Annotated in this window: 5 protein-coding genes and 1 pseudogene; 5 read left to right on the forward strand and 1 reads right to left on the reverse strand. The window is 51.4% G+C overall.

Features of this window, described 5'->3' with window-relative positions:
- From ACY69O_RS03690 to ACY69O_RS03710, 5 genes and pseudogenes are all read left to right on the forward strand, one after another.
- Nucleotides 1–384: pseudogene (locus tag ACY69O_RS03690) on the forward strand (AzlC family ABC transporter permease); the annotation flags it as partial.
- Nucleotides 374–682: an AzlD domain-containing protein gene (locus tag ACY69O_RS03695; protein WP_462332121.1), complete on the forward strand. Its 309-nt coding sequence runs from the start codon at nt 374–376 to the stop codon at nt 680–682. The pseudogene ACY69O_RS03690 and the gene ACY69O_RS03695, both read left to right, overlap by 11 nt.
- A gap of 192 nt (nt 683–874) precedes the next feature.
- A complete protein-coding gene (locus ACY69O_RS03700; protein ID WP_462332122.1) occupies nt 875–1,729 on the forward strand; it encodes a Rossmann-like and DUF2520 domain-containing protein in 855 nt (284 codons plus the stop codon).
- A gap of 5 nt (nt 1,730–1,734) precedes the next feature.
- On the forward strand, nt 1,735–2,562 hold the full coding sequence (gene panB, locus ACY69O_RS03705; protein WP_462332123.1) for a 3-methyl-2-oxobutanoate hydroxymethyltransferase: 828 nt from the start codon (nt 1,735–1,737) through the stop codon (nt 2,560–2,562).
- 383 nt (nt 2,563–2,945) lie between these two features.
- Nucleotides 2,946–4,442 carry a monomeric [FeFe] hydrogenase gene (locus ACY69O_RS03710; protein WP_462332124.1) on the forward strand — a complete coding sequence of 499 codons (1,497 nt, stop codon included), beginning with the start codon at nt 2,946–2,948 and terminating at the stop codon, nt 4,440–4,442.
- A gap of 49 nt (nt 4,443–4,491) precedes the next feature.
- On the opposite strand, the gene ACY69O_RS03715 is transcribed toward ACY69O_RS03710, so the two are convergent.
- The gene (locus ACY69O_RS03715; RefSeq protein WP_462332125.1) at nt 4,492–5,001 is read right to left on the reverse strand and encodes a flavin reductase family protein; all 510 of its coding nucleotides are present in this window, start codon (nt 4,999–5,001) and stop codon (nt 4,492–4,494) included.
- Nucleotides 5,002–5,164: the final 163 nt, after the last annotated feature.

Raw genomic sequence — 5,164 nt, forward strand, 5'->3', positions numbered from 1 at the left:
GACGAAATTTTCGGTATTGCAGCGGCGCGGAAGAATCCGCTGAATCCCTTTTATAACTATGGAGCCATGATTGTTGCCCTTCCGGGCTGGGCAGGCGGTACCATGCTGGGTGTGCTGGCGGGAAACGCTCTGCCTGCCTCTGTGGTGAGCGCTCTTTCCGTGGCTCTTTACGGCATGTTCCTTGCCATCATCATTCCCCCTTCCCGTGACGATAAGATAGTGGGGGGCTTTGTGCTGTTGTCCTTCGCGGCGAGCTTTCTGGCGGCGAATCTGCCGGTTATCATGGAGCTTTCGGGAGGTACGCGGACAATAATCCTGACCGTTGCCATATCTGCGGCAGCGGCGTGGTTTTTCCCTGTAAAGGAGGAGCAGCATGACGCATAATATTTATATCTATCTCATTGTGATGAGTGCTGTTACCCTCGCAATAAGAATCCTGCCCATCACCCTTTTAAGACGGCAGATCGAGAACAGATTTCTGAAGTCCTTTCTGTACTACGTGCCCTATGTGACTCTTGCGGTTATGACGTTTCCCTCCATTGTGGACGCGACGCAGGTGCCTCAGGCAGGCACGGCGGCCCTTCTGATAGGAATAGCTTTGGCGTGGTTTGGAGCGAGTTTGTTTCAGGTTTCGGCATCTTGTTGTATTGTAGTTTTTTTGGTGGAATTCTTCCTGGTGTGACGGGGACTTTTTCCGCTATGCTGTGTCAAAAGGCTCTCGACGTAGAAGATACTACGCCGTCGAGCCTTTTTTGTTTGCGGTAAGCATGTTCTTATGTTAAAATAGTCCGCGATGGACGGTATTCCGTGAGGGAACTGTACTGTATCTTTTTTTGAATCTGAAATAAGCACATCCTCAAAATGAGGTGATGCTATGAAGATTGGTTTTATAGGGGCCGGCAAGGTCGGCTTCACAATGGGAAAATATTTCCGTACACAGGGGCTTGAAGTTACAGGCTATTTCAGCCGCAGCATTCAATCCGCGCAGGAAGCAGCAGACTTTACCAAAACACAGGTTTTTACAGGTGTGCAGGATTTATTGGCTGTTAGTGATGTGCTTTTTTTCACATTGCCGGATGGAGCAATTCGTTCAGTTTATGAAGAGCTTCGTCCTTACGGGATTCAAAATAAGATTTTTTGTCATTGCAGCGGCGCTCTGACCGCAAGCGATGCATTCCCTGAAATCGAAAAGACAGGAGCCGTTGGCTTTTCCGTTCATCCGCTGTTCGCCGTAAGCGACAAGTATCACGCTTACGAGGAACTGACGGATGTTTTTTTTACCCTGGAAGGGTCCGCGGCAAAACTTTCCTTTATGAAGGAACGGCTGAAGGGCATTGGCCTCAAGGTCAAGGTTATCTCGCCGGGGGTAAAGGTAAAGTATCACTGCGCGGCGGCGCTGGCAAGCAATTATGTGATAGGCCTTCTTGCTTTCAGCAGCCGTCTTTTGGAGGAGTGCGGTTTTTCCGCAAATGAAGCGGAGAGCGCGCTTCGGCCTCTTTTCGGAGGAAATGCAGAGCACATCGTTCAAGACGGCATGGTCAATGCATTGACCGGCCCTTTGGAACGGGGAGATCTGGCTACGCTGAAAAAACATCTTGACTGCCTGGACGGGGAGCAGGGGAAGCTCTACTCTCTTCTGGCCAAGGAGCTTATCGTGACAGCACAGAACAAGCATCCTGAACGGGATTACACCGCCATCAAAAATTATTTAATTCCCGGGGAAGGATGATTGTCTTGAAAAACACTGTAGCAACCTTTGCAAAAATGAAAGCCAACGGAGAAAAAATCTCTATGCTGACCTGCTATGATTATTCCACAGCAAAGCTGCAGGAAGCGGCAGGAATCAATGCTATTCTGGTTGGAGATTCTCTCGGCAATGTAATGCTGGGGCTTCCTGACACGCTTTCCGTCACAATGGAGGACATGATTACCTACGGACGCTCTGTTGCCCGCGCCTGCCATGATACCATGGTAGTCATTGACATGCCGTTTATGTCCTATCAGGTTTCGGTGGAGCAGGCTGTGATGAATGCAGGAAGGCTCATGAAGGAGGGCCGCGCCAATGCGGTCAAGCTGGAGGGCGGCGCTGCCGTATGCCCGCAGATCAAGGCTATCACCGACGCAGGAATCCCTGTGGTGGCGCATCTCGGGCTGACACCGCAGTCTGTCAATGCTTTGGGCGGCAACCGTATCCAGGGCAAAAGCGAGGAAGCAGCGAAAAAGCTTATCGCGGACGCTCTGGCAATCCAGGAGGCAGGAGCCTTTGCGCTGACATTGGAGTGCATTCCGGCTCCTCTGGCGAAGCTGATTACGGAAAAGCTCACCATTCCGACTATCGGAATCGGCGCGGGCGCAGGCTGCGACGGACAGATACTTGTCTATCAGGATATGCTCGGACTGTTCTCGGACTACACGCCTAAATTTGCAAAGCATTTCGCGGAGCTCGGAAAACAGATGCAGGACGCATTCAAGGCATATATCAGCGAGGTACAGGCAGGCACATTCCCTGCGCAGGAGCATACTTTTAAGATGGATGAGGATGTGCTGTCGAAACTTTATTAAAAGTTTTCTTTGACAGGAAAATCAGTATTTATAGCCTTCCCTTAAAGGGGAAGGCTTTTATTGTGGCTTTACGTTGGGACAGTCGATATAGTTTGACGCGGTCGGCAGTATCGTGCCAGCCTATACTTAGGTTCCCGCGCGGCAGAAAGAACGCCCTTCGGGCTACTTTTGCTTCAGCCGCGCGGAATCCTAAGTATGCTTTGCTGCTGTACTGCCGGCCGCGTCCGAGTGTATCGGTTATGCCAACCTAAAGCCAGGACTGTGATGATATTTTGCACCTGTAGCCTTTACAGGTGCTTTTTTGTTAGTTTTCATACGAAAAAGCAATAGTATCAATATGGTATAATAACATTAAGAACGTAAAGGAAATCGGAGGGATAGGAATGGAAACGACGCAGGTGACGAAATTCCGTCGGGAGGTATTGCGCAGAATCGCGCAATATACGTGGAATGACGAGCTCCCTGACCATGTGTACGATATTATTTATCAGACGGTGCGTGATGATACCCAGCGTGTGCGCTGCTGTGTCCACAAGGAGCGCGCCGTTTTGAAGAACCGCATACAGATGGCTTTATGGCAGCCGCTGAAGTTCAATATAATAAACGCGGCGAATGCGGCGCTGGCAGGAGAGTTCGACAAGAGCCTGCCTGTCATGGACGTGCTTCCTGATGCCTGCGATTCGTGCCCTATCGACCGCTATTATGTAACGGATGTGTGCCGTCACTGCATTCAGCATAAGTGCATAGACAACTGTCCGAAGCATGCTATCAGCATACAGAACAACCGCGCATTCATTGACCGTGATGTGTGCATAGAGTGCGGGCGCTGCTCGAAATCCTGCCCCTACGGAGCAATCATAGAAATCAACCGCCCCTGCATACAGGCATGTGCTCTCGGAGCCATGAGCGCCAGCGAGGGCGAGGATACGCGTACGGTTATCGACCACGAAAAATGCGTGAGCTGCGGAAACTGCCGAAGCGCGTGTCCCTTCGGGGCTCTGGAGGAGCGCAGCATGATAGTGCCGCTGCTTCTGGCGCTGAAGCAAAAGAAACGCCCTGTGGTCGCCATGCTTGCCCCGTCCTTTGTGGGGCAGCTGGGCATGAAGGTTACGCCGGGGGCTATCGTCGAAGGGCTTCGTTCTCTGGGCTTTACCGCGGTGGTGGAGGTAGCCGTGGGAGCGGATATTACCACGCTTCATGAGGCTGAGGAATTTGTGGAAAAGGTGCCGAAGGAAATTCCCTTTATGACAAGCTCCTGCTGCCCTGCGTTTTTCGATTTGGTAAGAAAGCATTTCCCCGAGTACAAGGAAAATATTTCCGAGACCGTATCGCCTATGGTTTCATGCGCGCGCTGGGTTAAGGAAAAATACAAGAACGCCATGACATGCTTTATCGGGCCTTGTATCGCAAAGAAAGCCGAGGCGCTGCACTTTGACAAGGACGTGGATTTCGTCCTTACCTACGAGGAGCTTTCCTGCGTATTCGAGGGAACCAGCACGGATCTGACCGTACCCACGGAGGAATATGAAACTACGGCGGCTGCGGGGGGCATAGGCTTCCCGCTTGAGCGCGGCGTCCAGTCCTCCATGAAAAAGGTTCTTCCGCCGGAGCGTGCTGAATCTGTCAAAATGGAGTATGCTGCAGGGCTGGATAACTGCCGTCAGAAGCTGAACGATATCAAAGAAGGAAAGCTCTCCTGCGAATATTTCGAGGGAATGGCGTGCGCACAGGGCTGCGTGGACGGCCCGGGCGCTCTGGCGCAGCAGGGGCTCACCCGCGTGATGGTAACGAAGTTCGCAGGGGGCGCTCCGAAGAAGCGCAGCGACGAAAATCAGACGGCAGTGGACGCGAATAAACGCCTGCATTTGGAAACTAAATAAAAACTATAAACAAAAAGAGAAGGCGCGGGGCCTTCTCTTTTTTATGCGGTTATGCTTTTTTCAGTACCGTTTCAATCTCTGCAATATACATGGTATGGAAATCGTTTGATTCGTACCATTTGTCGAGGCATTCCTTATCGAGGAAGCATTCAGGCTTCTGCTCCTGCTTGTAGAGTTTTCTGCAGACCAGTACCATTTCAGCTTCTTCGAAGTACGGAGCTTCGTTTTCGTGGGCGAGGGTGAGTCCGGATTTTGCGATTTTGTCCTCGTCACGTCCCGACACGCTGCCGAGATATCCGAGAGTCCTTTTATGCTCCGCGCCCAAAATGGAGAGGGTGAAGCGGTCTGTGGAATCAAGAAATTCCTTTGTGTAGCGCTGGGGACGGATATAGATTGTAGCTACCGTTTTGCCCCAGAGTATGCCGACACCGCCCCAGGAGGCAGTCATGGTGTTTGCTTTGCCGTCTTTTTCGGCGGTAACGAGCATCCAGTCGTCACCGATAAGGGTGAATGGGTTGCGTGTTATTTCTTTTGGTTCAATGGCTTTAAACATTGGAATTCTCCTTTCATGGTTAGTGTACAGTGTTTTCTTGCGGAATATCGTAGTTATCCGTATGCAGATATTCGCTGTCTACGACCGCGCCGTTTTCGTAGGTTAGGCGGTAGGCGTCCACAGTGGGGTTAGGCCCCGTAATCTCCGTGGTGAGTCCGTATTCCCGCGC

This window comes from Schwartzia sp. (in: firmicutes), from assembly GCF_978017985.1.